This is a genomic window from Desulfobulbaceae bacterium, from assembly GCA_013792005.1.
In the GTDB taxonomy this organism is placed as follows: Bacteria; Desulfobacterota; Desulfobulbia; order Desulfobulbales; family VMSU01; genus VMSU01.
In genome coordinates, this window is record VMSU01000247.1 from 1 (window position 1) to 14,476 (window position 14,476).

The following is a 14,476-nucleotide window of genomic DNA, read 5'->3' on the forward strand; positions in this document are numbered from 1 at the left end:
ATAGAGAGTCCACCCACACTCATTTCTTTCCTCCACCCCAACAGCATCAATTGACTGGCTTCAAGAATGCTGTCGCAGCCAGTTCATAGGCATTCCCCCTCCCCACGCCTCTGAGTCCTCGCCACAAGGTATTTTCCTAATATTTATTTTCTTGTTTGACAAAATAAAATTTAATGCGCTATACTTTCTCATGAGGGAATCTTCAGCACCATCCAAGGCACTGCCGGACCAACCCGAGTAACTGCCCAACACTTTCCGTGGTGACACTTCATCCCGGACCACATTTTTTTCACCCACAACCCACCGGCCTCTGCCGGATACTTAAAAAAGGGAGGGGGAATGCCAATCTTCAGTTACCTTGCGATCCCGACGACAGGGACCATAAACACCTTATGTGCAGAGTTAACAGCCATGGATTGGTGTGAGATAATCCCGGCGGAAAACAAGGAAATTATTATTCTAGTGACCGACACACCGGATGATGCCACAGAAGCAAAACTCCAACAACAACTTAAGGGATTGAAGTCATTGCAATCCTTGAGCATGACCTTTGGCCATAATGATGAAGATCAACCAGGGAAACAACGAGGTGACCATAATGCTTAACAGACGATCATTTATCAAGTGCGCAGCTGCCAGCAGCGCCATTGCAACCGCAGCGGCGCTATTCCCCGGCATCAGTTTTGCGGATTGGAAAAAGCAAGATGGCGCTTCCGGAATGATTACCTGGAAGAAAGCGCCTTGTCGTTTTTGTGGCACCGGTTGCGGCGTTCTAGTCGGGGTATCAGGAGATCGGGCAGTTGCCGTCAAAGGCGATCCTAATTGCAGCGTCAACAAAGGCTTGTGCTGCGTGAAAGGCTACCACTCCGTACAAGCCCTCTATGGCAAGGATCGAATCACCACTGCCAAGGTTCGCCGAAATGGCGCAATGGTTGAAGTGTCCATTAAAGAGGCCCTTGATCTCGTGGCCGAAAAAATGAAGGAGACCATTGCCAAGCACGGCAAGGATTCCGTCGCCATGTACGGCTCAGGACAGTGGACTATCCCTGATGGCTATGTCGCCTCCAAACTCTTCAAAGGCTGCATCGGCACCAACAATCTCGAAGCCAACGCCAGACTTTGCATGGCCAGTGCGGTAACAGGTTTCATGACCTCTTTTGGTCTTGATGAACCAATGGGCTGTTATGAAGACATTGACCATGCCAACGTCTTTGTTACCTGGGGTAACAACATGGCGGAGATGCATCCGGTCCTCTTTTCGAGAATGCTGGCCAACCGTAAACGCCGCACCAATGTCGAGCTTATCGACTTTGCCACCCGCACCACCAGAACCAGTCAAGCGGCTGACAAATCAATTCTGTTTAAGCCACAGACCGATCTGGCCGTGGCCAATGCCATCTGTCATGAAATTATCCGCAACAAATGGGTGAATTGGGATTTCGTCAACAACCATGTCTCGTTCCACAAAGGCAAAACCAACATCGGTTACGGGACTGAAGATCACTTTGCCTTCACGGACCAAGAAGAGCCGATCAATTTTGACGAATATCAAAAATTCCTCGACGATTACACCCCGGAAAAAGTAGAAAAAATATCCGGCGTTTCCGCCAAAGACATCAAGTATCTGGCGTCTCTCTATGGTGACCCCACTAAAAAGGTGACCTCCTTCTGGTGCATGGGCATGAACCAGCACACCAGGGGAACATGGATCCAAAACCTGGTATACAACATCCATCTCCTGACCGGCAAGATCTCCACTCCCGGCAACAGCCCATTCTCTCTCACCGGTCAACCCAGCGCCTGCGGCACAGTCCGTGAAGTCGGCACCCTGACCCATGCTCTACCGCACGGAGTGGTCGCCAATGAACATGACCGGGAACTGGCCGCAAAAATCTGGGATGTGCCGGTGAGCAACATTGACCCCAAACCAACCTACCACACCGTGGAGATGTTCCGGGCCTTGGATCGCGGAGATATCAAGTTCATCTGGATTCAGGTCACCAACCCCATGGTAACCATGCCGAACCTGACTCGTTACCGCAACGGCGCCTTGAAAGACGACCGTTTTGTGGTGGTCTCCGATGTCTACCCAACACCGACGACTGATGTGGCCGATGTGATTCTTCCCGCTGCCATGTGGATTGAGCAGGAAGGCATGTTTGGCAACTCTGAACGTCGCACCCAACATTTTGCCCAAATCGTCCCCCCTCCGGGCGAGGCGATGTCTGACACTTGGCAACTGATCGAAGTTGCCAGACGACTGGGTTTTGAAAAACAGTTTCCCTGGGGGGAGGACGAATACATCGGCAAGATCTGGGAAGAGTACCGACGTTTTCATGAAGGCCCAAAACACAACATGGCCCCATACACGGTTCTGTTGGAACGCTCGGGTGTGCAATGGCCGTTTGTAGATGGCAAGGAGACCAGATGGCGCTTCAACCCCAAATATGACCCCGCCTGCACCAATGGCAAGGAGTTTGATTTCTACGGCAAGAAAGATAACACCGCCTGGATCTGGGCCCGCCCCTATGAACCTGCGGCCGAGTCTCCGGATGCCGAGTATAATTTCTGGCTGAACACCGGTCGGGTCATCGAACATTGGCATACCGGTTCCATGACGAGGAGAGTCCCCATCCTCCATCAGGCCATGCCCTCTTCCTATGTCGAACTTAATCCTGAAGATGCAGCTGACCTTGGGGTCATCAACGGGGAGAAAGTAAAGATTATCTCCAGAAGGGGCTCGGTTATCATGCCAGCCTCAATCAATGGTCGAGGAGTTCCACCCCGCGGCATGGTATTCGTACCTTTCTTTGATGAGAGCTACCTGATAAACGAAGTTACCCTGGATGCATTTTGCCCCATTTCAAAACAACCTGATTACAAGAAATGTGCGGTTCGACTGGAGAAAGTCTCATGAATAGAGCAGATAAAAAACCCGGCAAAGGCGCTCTGTTTTTTGCCGCTATCTGCCTTCTCGGAGTCGGGGAACTTGATCGAGCAGTGGCAGCGACAGATATCCCCCACAACTTTGACGCAGACGGCGAAAAAATCTTCAAGACCTATACTGCAACTCCGCAAGAGTACATGGCAGCGGACTCTGGTATTCGAAACCTGATGAGCTTCGAGGAGTTACGGCAATACCCCGGCTCCCCGCCCCGAATCCCCCATGCAGTGGCGCCATCATTCAGTGCGCAACCGGACAATTGCCTCTCCTGTCATGCCAAGGGTGGTTATGATGCCGAATTGGATAGATTTGTCCCGGTAACCCCACACCCGGAGAATGAACTGTGCTACCAATGCCATGTCCCCAAACTCGAGGAGAAACTCTTTGTTGAGACCAACTGGCAGTCTATCAATCCCCCTAAACTGGGGAGATCATTCCTGGCAGGCTCCCCTCCACCGATCCCCCACAGCCTGCAACTGCGGGAGAACTGTATTGCCTGTCACACCGGGCCAGGGGCAGTTACCGAAATTCGGGTTGAACACTCCTCCCGGGGAAATTGCCGCCAATGCCATGTCCCGGTCTTGAGCACCGAACCTCTCGTGGAGTTTGTAAGAAACAAGTGACCTGGAGAACTATGATGAAATTACACTCTAGCTCCAGTTGGCCAGCGCTCATCCTCGGGATAATGCTTCTGACACCTCAAAGCTCTTTGGCGAGTCAAAATTCGATCACAGACAGAATTTTAAAAGCCAATGAACCATATGACTCGAGCCGGATTGAATCAACCCACCCCCTTCCCGACAAGACCGTCTGGGCCAAAGAAACTGGCTTAGGTAACGAATTCAAAGTGTTAGCCCGTAAGCATTCCATCGAACGCTATCGATGCAGCGCCTGCCACAATCAGGACAAAAAAGTTTTGGTTAGCGACGGCGCCTTGCTTGCCCACGGCGACATCACCATGAATCATGGGCAGGGAGAGAACAATTTGGCCTGCGTTGAATGTCATCATGCACTCGATCGGGACACGCTAGTGGACAAACAAGGAAAGAAAATTGATTTCGACCACAGCTACCAACTCTGCGGACAATGCCATTTCAGGCAGAAAAGAGACTGGCTCGGCGGAGCACATGGGAAAAGGGTAAAATACTGGGCTGGGGGGCGAGTAATCCAGAATTGTACCACCTGCCACCCCCCCCATGCCCCCAGGTTTAAAAAGAGAATGCCTGCGACCTATTCTCTGCCATTAAAAAACTAGGGGTATGTAATGGACTCCAGCAAAAAAGAAGAAGGCCGAATGAAAAAGGAAGATCTCCCTGAAGGGAAAAGCAGCCGCAGATCCTTTCTAAAAGGACTGTCCATTGCCGCAGCGGCAGGATCGGCCAGTCTGGCAACTGGATGCTCCCTGAAAAGTCTTCCGGCAACCAGTGAGGAGTTTTCGCTGAAGTGGGAGGAATACTTCAAAAAAAACTACCGGCTGATGACTCAGCAAGAGAAAGATGAAACCGTAGCACGCCTGACGAGACTTGCCAAACTACACGACAATCTTGACCTTACGATCAGTGCTCAGGAACCACGGGAAAAAGTGTTGTTTGGCTATGCCTTTAATATTACCAGATGTGAAGGCTTTATGGATTGCGTAGAGGCCTGCGTCCAAGAAAACAATCTTGATCGCACCTCCAAGACCCAGTACATCCGAGTCTTTGAAATGGAGCCCGGCAAACTCGATCCAAGCACCGGTGATGGCAAATATTTCCATCAAGTCCCGGTAGCTGATAAATTCTACATGGGCGTCCAATGCTTCCACTGTGAAAATGCCCCATGCATCAAGGCCTGTCCCATCAAAGCAACCTGGCGAGAACCAGATGGCATTGTGGTGGTTGATTATGACTGGTGCATCGGTTGTCGATACTGCATGGCAGCCTGTCCGTATTGGGGACGGAGATTTAATTGGGGTAAACCTCATGTGCCCAAAGAGGAGATAACCCGCCAACAGCATTATCTCGGCAACAGGCAGCGGATGAAAGGAGCCATGGAAAAATGCACCTTCTGCATCCAAAGGACAAGGCAAGGCAAGCTCCCAGCCTGCGTGGAGGCGTGCCCCACCGGCGCTCGGGTCTTTGGCAATCTGCTTGACCCTGATAGCGAAATCAGATTTGTGTTAAAGAATAAGAAGGTTTTCAGATTGAAGGAGGAGCTAGGGACAGATCCCAAATTTTGGTATTTTATCGATTAACAGTCATTGCTCGGACTTCTTTGACCATGCTCTTGTTCAGATTTTTGTAGGTTCTCATCACCAAACAAATTCCAGGAAAAACCTGCAGAGAGGAAAATAATGAGAAATCCCCACCGAAAAGGATTTGCTGCTTTCATCTCAGATTGCAGCACATGGGCGCTGACAGGTGGCACCAGCTACAAGATATACCTCTTAGCGCTACTTGCCATGATCGGGACTGGAGTCTGGGCATATTCCACCCAATTCAGAGAAGGGCTCATCGTCACCGGTATGTCTAATATTGTCAGCTGGGGACTCTATATCTCAAATTTCACTTTTTTTGTCGGTGTGGCAGCCGCAGCTGTCATGTTAATCCTCCCTGCATACATCTTTAAAGACCAAGATTTTCATGAAGTGGTGATCATCGGCGAATGTGTTGCTGTCGGAGCCCTGGTCATGTGCCTACTCTTTATTACCGTTGACATGGGAGGACCACATCGCCTGTGGCATATCATCCCGGGTATAGGGCTCTTTAACTGGCCATCTTCCATCCTGACCTGGGATGTTCTGGTCTTAAATGGCTATCTCGCCCTAAACAGCTTAGTCCCTCTCTACATTCTCTATTGCAACTATCACAACAGAAAGCCGGTTGACTGGAAATACCGCCCCTTTGTCTTTCTCTCGATCTTCTGGGCAGTATCCATTCATATGGTGACCGCATTCCTCTACGAGGGACTCCCCGCCCGACCATTCTGGAACAATCCCCTGCTCGGCCCCAGATTTCTGGCCTCTGCCTTTGCTGCCGGACCGGCTGTCATCATGATGGTAATCATTGCCATAAAAGAAACGACAACCTATCCCATCGACCCGATCATCTTCAAAAAGCTCAAAAGGATTATTGTTGTCGCCGCCGTGATCAATTTATTGATGCTCTTCTCCGAAGTCTTTAAAGAGTTCTACACCTTCACCCACCACAGCATGTCGGCTCAATATCTATTTTTTGGGCTTGACGGTCATAATGCCTTAGTCCCGTGGATCTGGACAGCCATTAGCTTAAACATCCTCGGCACGCTACTCTTTGCCTTTGACCCGACCAAATGCAACACCAAATACCTCATGACAGCGGCAATTTCTCTTTTTACCGGAATCTGGATTGAAAAAGGTTTTGGCCTCATTGTGCCAGGCTTTGTGCCGTCGCCCATCGGGGAGGTCGTTGATTATGTAGCAACTAAGATAGAAATCTTAATCACCCTAGGCATTCTCGCCACGGGGATGTTGATCGTAACCCTGCTGACTAAACCCGCCCTGCATATTCTATCGAGGTTTAAGGATACTCAGTTCACGCAGAAAAGACATTGACCTGGCAAGATGAGACACCATGGTCTGGTGCATGGGAAGGACACGAGGAGGAGGATTCCAGAGTGTTACGTGGCCGGCGCGGAATCCTTATCGGAGAAATCCACCCGTAACATATCGCCTTGCGTAGCCAGTTCCAAGGTAAAATAGGTTTTTTTGATGAAGCCGAATTTTCTGGCAATGAAAAGACTGGGGAAGGATTCCACCAAGGTATTATACTTGCGGACCTCGATGTTATATCGGTTCCTGGTCAACTGAATCTCCTTCTCGATCTCATTGAGACTCTGCTGCAGACTCAAAAAATTCCCGCTGGCCTTCAAATCAGGGTACCCTTCCGCCACCGCCATCAGTCCGTTCAAAGAGCGAGACAACCTGCTCTCCTCTTCCATCCGCTCCGGGGCTCCAGCGTTCTCAGAAAATCGATGACTGGCCTTCTGTAACAGTTCCGCTTCGTGCTCCTCATACCCACGAACGATCTCAACCAAGTTGGGGATCAGGTTCAAACGACGCTTCAGGGTAATGTCGATGCTGCTCCAGGACTCTTCAATCCGGTTACGGTACTTGATAAAATTATTATAAGTACTGATAATATAGCCGACGGCCATAAAAGCAATGAATCCAGGAAAGATGATCAACGGGACATTGTCATTTGTCATAGGCTTAATCCCTTGGGCATGAACAGAAGACCATGTTTGGCACTAACCATTTGATCGTTTTATTCCGTTTCGTATCAAAAAAAACCCGCAAAGCCAATGGCCATGCGGGTCAGTCGGACGTTATCGGACGTCCTGGAATGTTTAACTGGCGGAGAGAGAGGGATTCGAACCCTCGGTAGAGCTTTAAACCCTACACTCGCTTAGCAGGCGAGCACCATCGGCCTACTCGGTCATCTCTCCTTGAATAGTGTGGCGGAGGAAGTAGGATTCGAACCCACGGAACTTTCGCTCAACGGTTTTCAAGACCGCCGCCTTAAACCACTCGGCCATTCCTCCACTGTATATTCAGGATGCTCTTTTACCATGTCAATCCAGGCCTGTCAATCCTGATGGCGTCGCAAAAATCATCGAGGCAAAGCAACTTAAAGGCGAAATAGATTTTATTATCGAATCACCCCAGAGACAACCTCCTAAGTGTCTTCAGGATAACGCACGAGCCACGTCGTATCCTCATCGCCCCAAAATCGCCATTGCCTCGGCCAATTTCTGCACACCATGAACCTCCATCCCGGCAATCCCTGTCCGTGGAGCGTTGGCCTTAGGAACGATAGCCTGATTAAACCCGTGTTTCACTGCCTCCCGTAATCGCTCCTGGCCATTGGGCACTGGCCGGATCTCCCCGGCCAGACCGATCTCACCGAAAATCACCATATCACTGGGTAGAGGCCGATCTTGTAAACTTGACAAGATCGCCAGCATCAAGGCCAAATCGGCGCTGGTCTCCTCCACCTTGACCCCGCCCACGACATTAATAAAGACATCCTTATCAAAGGTCGACACTCCACCATGACGATGCAGCACTGCCAGCAGCATGGTCAACCTGTTCTGATCGAGTCCCACGGCCAACCGGCGCGGGTGCTCCGAGTAGCAAGTGTCTACCAGGGCCTGAATCTCAACAAGCAGTGGCCTGCTCCCTTCCCACACCACCATCACGGCGCTGCCAGACATCGGCCCCTTATCCCGAGACAAAAAGATGGCCGAGGGATTTTTCACCTCCTTCAGCCCACTCTCGGTCATAGCAAAAATCCCGAGTTCATTAACAGCTCCATAACGATTCTTAATGGCCCGCATCATTCGATACCGTGAATCGCTCCCTCCCTCAAAATAACAGACTACATCAATAATATGCTCAAGCACTCGAGGACCGGCCAATCCTCCAGACTTGGTGACATGACCGACCAAAAAAATCGCCACCCCACTCTGCTTGGCAAACCGGGTAAGATAGGCTGCCGACTCCCTAACTTGACTGACCCCGCCAGGGGCGGAATCAATCCCGGCCACCTGCATGGTCTGAATGGAATCAATGACCATAACTGTCGGTTTCTCTTGAGCCGCCACCGCGCAGATCCCCTCAACCTGAGTCTCTGCGAGCAACAACAGCTCCTGGGCAGGCAGACCTAAGCGCTTAGCCCGCATAGCAATCTGGGGAAGGGATTCCTCGCCGCTCACATACAAGGCTTTCACCCCTTTAAGAGTGCAACAGACCTGCAACAGAGCCGTACTCTTGCCCACTCCGGGGTCACCACCAATCAGCGCCACCGAGCCAGGAACCAAACCGCCGCCAAGTACCCGATCAAGCTCGGACAGGCCGGTAGTAATTCGTGGGAACTGCTCAAGCTCGACATCACTCATCCGCTTGACCTGAGCCGCAGCCCCTGAGAATCCGACCGTCCGCAAGGCCTCAGCAACCTGAGCCGTCGCCTCCTCAACAGAGTTCCAAGCCTCGCACTCCGGGCATTGTCCGGCCCATTTCCCCAGGACCGCTCCGCAGGCGTTACACTGATAGCTCTTCTTCGCCTTACCCGCCATTGACTCCTCCCTTTATCACACTAAATAAGACAAGACCTGATGCGCCACCGGCAGGGCTTTTTTCGTCAGACGCATCTGTCCATTGACTATTTCGACAAGCCCCCGCTCAAGCAACCGCTCAAGGGTTGCACCATAATAGGCCAACGGAGTAAGTCCATAGCGTGCCCAAAGAGAGGCAAGACTTACTCCCTCAAGCAACCGCAGCCCCATGATGACCGACTCCCGAAAAGACGCCTCGCAACTCAAGGCCTCCCCTTCGTGAAAGGCCGGAAGACCAGCAGCAATCCTCGCTTGATAACCATCCGGATCATCCACATTTTTCAGCCGAAGACCATCCAGGCAGGAAACCGCGCCCGCACCCAGACCAAGATAGCTGCCGTTGTGCCAATAATTCAAATTATGGCGACAAGTCAATCCAGGACGAGCAAAATTAGAGATCTCATACCGTTGATAGCCATGGCCCTCCAACTCCTCTTGAGCCAGCGCTTCCATATCGGCAAGGGTGTCATCCTCGGGCAGCAATAACTCTCCCCGCGCCGCGCGCTCGGCAAAAGGGGTTCCTGGCTCAACACTCAACTCGTAAAGAGCAAGGTGCTCGGGCTCGAGATCCAGAGCAGTTATCAAGCTGTCTCGCCAGACAGCTTGATCCTGCCCCGGCAGCCCATAGATCAAATCAAGATTAAGATTAGAAAATCCTACCTCCCTTGCCAAGGTCAAGGCAGCTACCGCCCCTGCTGAACTATGACTACGACCGATAGAGGCAAGTTCGTGATCGACAAAAGACTGCACCCCGATACTCAAACGATTGACTCCGGCGCCACGCAGGGCAGTGAGATTCGAGCGTGTCACCGTGTTAGGATTCGTCTCAACAGTAATCTCCGGATCATCACACCAATGAAGCCGGCGCAGAGCCTGACCTATCACCGCAGCCAAAGAATCTCCACCATAAATAGTGGGAGTGCCACCTCCTATAAAGAGGGTGGCAAACTCGACATCGCCGCCCCAACTGTCCACCACACGTTCCAACTCCACGACCACAGCATCCAGATACCCAAGAGGTCCCTCAGCCCCAGACCACGCACTGGAGTTAAAGGCACAATAACCGCATTTTGTCCGGCAAAACGGGATGTGGATATAAAGACCGGCCCCGGTGATCACCGAAGAAGCCCTGCACACTCTTCGGCATACTGGCGCATAAGTCCATGATCGGCGAAACTGTACGGTTGACCGGAGCCCGCGACAATCAGGTGATCCAGCAGCCTGATCTGGACTAAAGACAAGGCGAGATAGAGGTTCCGCGTCAAGCGATGATCCTCCGGTGAAGGGGTGGGACTCCCGGAGGGATGATTATGTGCGACAACCACCGCCGCGGCATGGCGTGACAGAGCAAGCTTAATCAGCTCTCTGGGATAGACCGTATTACTGGCAAGGGTACCCTCAGCCACGATTTCGGTATCGATAATGGCGTGACTGGCGTCAAGATAGATTACCATCAACACCTCACGCTTCAAATCCCGCATAGCATGAATCAGATAATCACTAACCTCTGACGATGAACGTACATACTGCTTGGCAGACAACCGCTGCTGCAGATAACGCCGGGCGACACCTTGGATAAAATGAATGGCGTATGAATTTTTTGGCCCGACCCCTGGCACCTGCTGCAACTGGGCCGGCGACGCTTCAAGGACCCTGGCCAGAGTGCCGAAGGTAGCAAGCAGGGATCGAGCCTCAGCCTTACAGTCCTTGCGGGGGGTTCCCATGGCCAACAGGAGTTCGAGCACCTCATCATCGGCAAAGGCTTCGATCCCACGCTCGAGAAACTTGTCACGCAAGCGCTGACGGTGTCCAGCCCCCTTCTGTTGCCAATCTTCTTTTTCCATATTGAATCCATTTTTCTTGAACGAAAAGTAGTTACCCTGAAAACTGGCATTACTTTTACTCTGCCACATCTTCACAAGTATTGAAGAAAGTAACTATCCAGCTCAATCCGCAAAATGAGCAGATGCCGGAAACTGTAACTATTCCAGCAGCGCTACAGATGCGCGAAATAAGCCAGTGAACTATAGCTCGTCTATGTGAGCAGGCTTATGACAGCTAAGCGACTGTGGGGAGACTGCGAAGCAGATGTAGTGTTGCTAAATAGTTACGAAAAATTAAGGCTAATTTACTCACCCAAGTGATACAGAGCTTTTAGGTCTCTGTCGAGTAGAAAGAGGCATCATGCCGGATCTCCTTTGTCAGGCATTAATAGAACAACGCTCCGATTCCAAAGGTTTCCGAATGTCATTGATCGTCGCCCCCACAACAAGATCATCTTCATAAATAAATGCCAGACCCCCTTATTCGGCAAAGATTATCATTGACTGGTAAGTATTTTTTTAGTTTAACCATCGCCTTAATGAGAATTACAAATGACTCAAACAATAGGCTAAAAAGCCCAGACATAATCACCCAAAATATCTCTGCCACTGACAGGTTTTCCCCTTATGTCTCCACCATCCTCCCCCGTTGACCTTACAGAACAAATCCGCCTCTTACGAACAGAAAATGAACGCCTATCAACCCTAGCCAATGATTTTTCCCTCCTGGGGATGGTAGCGGAAAAAATTGCTTCGGCGTCCACCCCGGACCGAGTCATCAGCATCGCTCTGGAGCAAATCGCGAGCTGTAAGGGGATAGAATTCTGTCTCTTTGGATCAGTAAACGAAAAAGAGATTACCATCACCCACAGCCATGCTACATCGCATCCTCTAGCAGCCACCCAACCCATCTTGATGGTCATTCCACTGCCGACTGCCTCAATTCCCGCTGATAATCATGTCTGTTCGGAGGAAGAGGCAGAAAAAATTCTCGCCATCATCATAAGCATCAGTCCGGGCATGGCAGAGATTATCCGCTCATCCATCTGCCTGATCCGACGACGCTTCTTCGGGGAAATATCAATTCTCATCCTGGCAGATACCAGACCGCGTCAGGAACTCCTGCCCCTTGAACCGATGATGAATCGCGTTGCAGATATTATCGTTACCCGACTCGACAGTTTGGTGCTTCATGAGTCTCTGCAAACAGTGAATCGGGCACTCGAAACCAAGGTGAAAGAGCGGACAACCAAACTGCTAAAGCTCAATGATGCGCTTCAACATGAAATCCATGACCGCAAAAAGGCCGAGATGGGCCTGCGCGATAGCGAGACCCGCTATCGCACCTTGGTCGACAACCTGCCGCTTGGGGTCTCAGTGATTGACGCCAACAACCGTATTGCGATGATCAATCGCACCCAGGCTGAGTGGTTTGGCAAACCAACCGAACACTTTTCAGGAACTCTGTGCTACGAGCGATTTGAAGGCAGGCACCACCCCTGCGCCGACTGCCCTGGCGCAATTGCCTTAAGAACCGGACAACCAGCCATAACCGAACGGGAAGAGACCCTCCACAACAGCCAACAGATTACCGTTCGTATCCGTACGGTGCCCTTGCCAAACGGCAACGAGCCCCCAACCTCCTATATCGAAGTAATTGAAGACATCACCGAACTCAAGGCAAAAGAAAAAAAACAACTCCGCTTCATGAGGAAACTCCAGCACACCCAAAAGCTGGAAAGTTTAGGCGTGCTTGCTGGCGGCATTGCCCACGATTTCAACAATATCCTGATGGTCATCCTGGGACATGCCGAACTGGCAAAAATGACCCTTCCACCCACCACCCCGGTTCTCGGCAACCTGGTCCAAATCGAGCTGGCGGCAAAAAAAGCTGCTGCCCTCTCGCACCAGATGCTCGCCTTTTCCGGAAGAGGACAGTTCGTCATCGAAATCCTGGACCTCAACCGCCTGATAACCGACATGGCTCATATGCTTGAAGTCTCGATTTCCAAAAAAGCTGAACTGCACTTCAACCTGAGCCAGGAACTCCCTTCGGTGGAAGTCGATGCCACCCAACTCAGGCAAGTCCTGATGAACCTGGTCATCAACGCTTCCGAAGCCATTGGCGACCAGAGGGGCACGATTACCATTTCTACGGGATTGATGATAGCCGATCAGGACTACCTGGAGGGAAGCTGGCTTGATGAAAATCTCGAAGAGGGTCTGTACGTTTTTATCGAAGTAGCCGACACAGGATGCGGCATGGACCCAGAGACTGCAAAACGGGTCTGTGAGCCCTTTTTTACCACCAAATTCACAGGACGAGGCTTGGGCATGGCAGCAACCCTCGGGATTATCCGTGGCCACAACGGCACCATCAGAGTTAACAGCGTCCTCAACAAAGGCACAACATTCAAGGTCATCCTGCCCGCCTCACCCAAACATCCCATAGTGGCGCCTCAAAACTCCCGGCAAAGCACTCCGACCAAAAGGAGCGGCGCCATCCTCCTGGTCGATGACGAAAAGACCCTGCTCACCTTAGGTCAAGACATGCTGCAAAAACTCGGCTACCAAGTCATTACCGCTGAAGACGGCCTTCAGGCGCTGGAACAATACCGCGCCAATCCCGACTCGATTGTTGCTGTGCTGCTTGACTTGGCAATGCCGCACATGGATGGCGTAGAAACTTTTCGCGAACTCCGTAAAATCTGCCCCGATATCCGGATCATCATCTCCAGCGGCTACAATGAGCAAGAGATACGTCAGCGTTTTGCCAAAAACAACAATTTCGAAATCCTCCAAAAACCGTACAATATTAGTGAATTACAAGCAGTGCTCACCAAAGCGCTCGGCAAGAACCACGAAGATCACACCCGCATATAATAGTGAAGCCGTTGATGGTATGATTGGCACACCGCCACCCGTATGTTATCATGACGGGGCGTATCAACAGATCAAATCATCGTAAGACACACTCGGCAGCATACTATGGAAGCACTCCTCATCTCTCATGGCGCGGCAGCGCTTTTCTGCTTAAGCTTTCTTGCCGCGACCATCTTCCCCTTGGGCTCGGAGTGGTTGCTAATCACACTCATTACCAAAGAACTCCCGGTATCAATGCTGGTTACCACCGCTACGGTGGGAAATGTACTCGGAGCGTGTACAACCTATGCCATCGGAATGTGGGGATCAACGCTACTCATCAACAAGGCATTGCGACTCGAGCAGAATACCATCAACCAGGCAATGACCGCCTATAAACGGTATGGCTCTTGGTCTCTCCTTTTTTCCTGGCTGCCAATCATCGGCGACGCGCTCTGCCTGGCGGCCGGTCTGCTCAAACTAAACTTCCCTCGCTTTGCCTTACTGGTCACTCTCGGAAAACTTGGCCGTTACGCAGGCATTGCTGCCATAACCGTAAACACCATGAGTTAATGGACGCGGAAAATACCAATTTACCATAACGCATCCCGGCTTTGGGCCATCTTTGGTCGCGACTCAATCACAAAATCCTCGACGTAGCGCTGCTAAGCCTGCGGTTTTGTTCAATCGGCGCAACCAAATCTGACCCAGATCC

The 14,476-nt window shown here is 51.3% G+C and carries 12 protein-coding genes and 2 tRNA genes; 8 read left to right on the forward strand and 6 right to left on the reverse strand.

Annotated elements, in window-relative coordinates; all coding sequences use genetic code 11:
• Positions 1–339 precede the first annotated feature (339 nt).
• From FP815_16065 to FP815_16090, 6 genes are all read left to right on the forward strand, one after another.
• The gene (locus FP815_16065) at positions 340–606 is read left to right on the forward strand and encodes a hypothetical protein (GenBank protein MBA3016445.1); all 267 of its coding nucleotides are present in this window, start codon (positions 340–342) and stop codon (positions 604–606) included.
• Complete coding sequence (locus FP815_16070) at positions 599–2,917, forward strand: molybdopterin-dependent oxidoreductase (protein ID MBA3016446.1); 2,319 nt, start codon at positions 599–601, stop codon at positions 2,915–2,917. The genes FP815_16065 and FP815_16070 overlap by 8 nt, the downstream gene beginning before the upstream one ends.
• Positions 2,887–3,567 (forward strand): hypothetical protein, encoded by a 681-nt coding sequence (locus FP815_16075; protein ID MBA3016447.1) that lies wholly within the window; start codon positions 2,887–2,889, stop codon positions 3,565–3,567. Before FP815_16070 ends, FP815_16075 begins: the two co-directional genes overlap by 31 nt.
• Before the next feature lie 11 nt (positions 3,568–3,578).
• On the forward strand, positions 3,579–4,199 hold the full coding sequence (locus FP815_16080; GenBank protein MBA3016448.1) for a hypothetical protein: 621 nt from the start codon (positions 3,579–3,581) through the stop codon (positions 4,197–4,199).
• Positions 4,200–4,208: 9 nt separating this feature from the next.
• On the forward strand, positions 4,209–5,177 hold the full coding sequence (locus tag FP815_16085; GenBank protein MBA3016449.1) for a 4Fe-4S dicluster domain-containing protein: 969 nt from the start codon (positions 4,209–4,211) through the stop codon (positions 5,175–5,177).
• Positions 5,178–5,276: 99 nt separating this feature from the next.
• Positions 5,277–6,515, forward strand: a complete 1,239-nt coding sequence (locus FP815_16090; protein MBA3016450.1) for a polysulfide reductase — start codon at positions 5,277–5,279, stop codon at positions 6,513–6,515.
• A gap of 65 nt (positions 6,516–6,580) precedes the next feature.
• On the opposite strand, the gene FP815_16095 is transcribed toward FP815_16090, so the two are convergent.
• The 6 genes from FP815_16095 to radC all read right to left on the reverse strand — a co-directional run bounded on the left by FP815_16095 (position 6,581) and on the right by radC (position 10,920).
• On the reverse strand, positions 6,581–7,168 hold the full coding sequence (locus FP815_16095) for a LemA family protein (protein MBA3016451.1): 588 nt from the start codon (positions 7,166–7,168) through the stop codon (positions 6,581–6,583).
• Between the two features lie 146 nt (positions 7,169–7,314).
• Positions 7,315–7,408: transfer RNA gene (locus tag FP815_16100), tRNA-Ser, on the reverse strand.
• Positions 7,409–7,418: 10 nt separating this feature from the next.
• Positions 7,419–7,504: transfer RNA gene (locus FP815_16105), tRNA-Ser, on the reverse strand.
• A gap of 174 nt (positions 7,505–7,678) precedes the next feature.
• Positions 7,679–9,037, reverse strand: a complete 1,359-nt coding sequence (gene radA / locus FP815_16110) for a DNA repair protein RadA (GenBank protein MBA3016452.1) — start codon at positions 9,035–9,037, stop codon at positions 7,679–7,681.
• A 15-nt stretch (positions 9,038–9,052) separates the two neighbouring features.
• Positions 9,053–10,213 carry a radical SAM family heme chaperone HemW gene (gene hemW / locus FP815_16115; protein ID MBA3016453.1) on the reverse strand — a complete coding sequence of 387 codons (1,161 nt, stop codon included), beginning with the start codon at positions 10,211–10,213 and terminating at the stop codon, positions 9,053–9,055.
• Complete coding sequence (radC, locus tag FP815_16120; protein ID MBA3016454.1) at positions 10,192–10,920, reverse strand: DNA repair protein RadC; 729 nt, start codon at positions 10,918–10,920, stop codon at positions 10,192–10,194. Before radC ends, hemW begins: the two co-directional genes overlap by 22 nt.
• Positions 10,921–11,526: 606 nt before the next feature.
• On the opposite strand from radC, the gene FP815_16125 reads away from it, so the two are divergent.
• Both FP815_16125 and FP815_16130 read left to right on the forward strand, forming a co-directional pair.
• On the forward strand, positions 11,527–13,782 hold the full coding sequence (locus tag FP815_16125) for a response regulator (protein MBA3016455.1): 2,256 nt from the start codon (positions 11,527–11,529) through the stop codon (positions 13,780–13,782).
• A gap of 105 nt (positions 13,783–13,887) precedes the next feature.
• Entirely contained in the window at positions 13,888–14,334 is a 447-nt protein-coding gene (locus FP815_16130; GenBank protein MBA3016456.1) for a DedA family protein, read from the forward strand.
• Positions 14,335–14,476: the final 142 nt, after the last annotated feature.

Bases quoted from the DNA above. Each gene is read 5' to 3' on its own strand.
- FP815_16065 (MBA3016445.1), top strand. From the start codon at position 340: ATGCCAATCTTCAGTTACCTTGCGATCCCGACGACAGGGACCATAAAC.
- FP815_16070 (MBA3016446.1), top strand. From the start codon at position 599: ATGCTTAACAGACGATCATTTATCAAGTGCGCAGCTGCCAGCAGCGCC.
- FP815_16075 (MBA3016447.1), top strand. From the start codon at position 2,887: ATGTGCGGTTCGACTGGAGAAAGTCTCATGAATAGAGCAGATAAAAAA.
- FP815_16080 (MBA3016448.1), top strand. From the start codon at position 3,579: ATGATGAAATTACACTCTAGCTCCAGTTGGCCAGCGCTCATCCTCGGG.
- FP815_16085 (MBA3016449.1), top strand. From the start codon at position 4,209: ATGGACTCCAGCAAAAAAGAAGAAGGCCGAATGAAAAAGGAAGATCTC.
- FP815_16090 (MBA3016450.1), top strand. From the start codon at position 5,277: ATGAGAAATCCCCACCGAAAAGGATTTGCTGCTTTCATCTCAGATTGC.
- FP815_16095 (MBA3016451.1), bottom strand. From the start codon at position 7,168: ATGACAAATGACAATGTCCCGTTGATCATCTTTCCTGGATTCATTGCT.
- radA (MBA3016452.1), bottom strand. From the start codon at position 9,037: ATGGCGGGTAAGGCGAAGAAGAGCTATCAGTGTAACGCCTGCGGAGCG.
- radC (MBA3016454.1), bottom strand. From the start codon at position 10,920: ATGGAAAAAGAAGATTGGCAACAGAAGGGGGCTGGACACCGTCAGCGC.
- FP815_16125 (MBA3016455.1), top strand. From the start codon at position 11,527: ATGTCTCCACCATCCTCCCCCGTTGACCTTACAGAACAAATCCGCCTC.
- FP815_16130 (MBA3016456.1), top strand. From the start codon at position 13,888: ATGGAAGCACTCCTCATCTCTCATGGCGCGGCAGCGCTTTTCTGCTTA.